This is a genomic window from Pseudomonas floridensis (assembly GCF_002087235.1).
Taxonomy (GTDB): Bacteria; Pseudomonadota; Gammaproteobacteria; order Pseudomonadales; family Pseudomonadaceae; genus Aquipseudomonas; species Aquipseudomonas floridensis.
The window spans coordinates 1-648 of sequence record NZ_MUIO01000118.1 but is presented as its reverse complement, the minus strand read 5'-3'; the positions used below and the strand labels follow the sequence as shown (position 1 = coordinate 648).

2 pseudogenes are annotated in these 648 nt (G+C 54.2%); both read right to left on the bottom strand.

Annotated elements, in window-relative coordinates:
• Positions 1–472: pseudogene (locus tag BZK31_RS25150) on the bottom strand (DUF6708 domain-containing protein); the annotation flags it as partial.
• A pseudogene (locus BZK31_RS25145) lies at positions 465–648 on the bottom strand (hypothetical protein); the annotation flags it as partial. The pseudogenes BZK31_RS25150 and BZK31_RS25145, both read right to left, overlap by 8 nt.

Here is a 648-nt window from a genome sequence, read left to right as displayed (position 1 = left end):
GCTCCCCCCGGCTGGCCACATAGGCGACTTCACGACGCTGGCGGTTGAAGCGAGTAGGCGGGATTTTGGAGTGGGGGTAGACGGCGTGGACGAAGCAGCAGAGATACATTAGTGCCAAGCCTCCCACGATCCCCCGGAAATAAGGATTTGGCAGAAGTAAAGTCAGGAAGATTTCAAATATGGGTCTTCCCAGGTTGATGTGATCGTTGATTCCCAAACCTATCGAAGTCAGCATGAAAAAGATCACGATGGACATAACAGAACCAATACTACAGCGCACTGCAAATTCAATCGTCGCTGCACTCAACCCGAAATCCAGATAAACGTCATTGGCGTATTGATGAAGGCTGCGCGAGCTAAAAGCTGCAACCCCGGTGGGGACTGGCCGTGGAGCGAGATAGAAAACTTCAGTACCGGACTCGTTTTCCGTATCCCCGGCTACAGGCAGGCGTTCGTATTGGTCCTCAGGCATTTTCCCTGACCTCGCTTTTTTCGACGCTGGCGAAATGATCGAACACGGTCAGCCCTTTGCGCAGCGTCTTGCGCACGGCTTCGCTCTGCTGGATCAGTTCGTCGCTGGGGGGTTGCCATTGCTCGGGCGGCAGGGGTTTGGACCAGTCGAGCACGGTTTTGGGGAAGGCTTTTTTT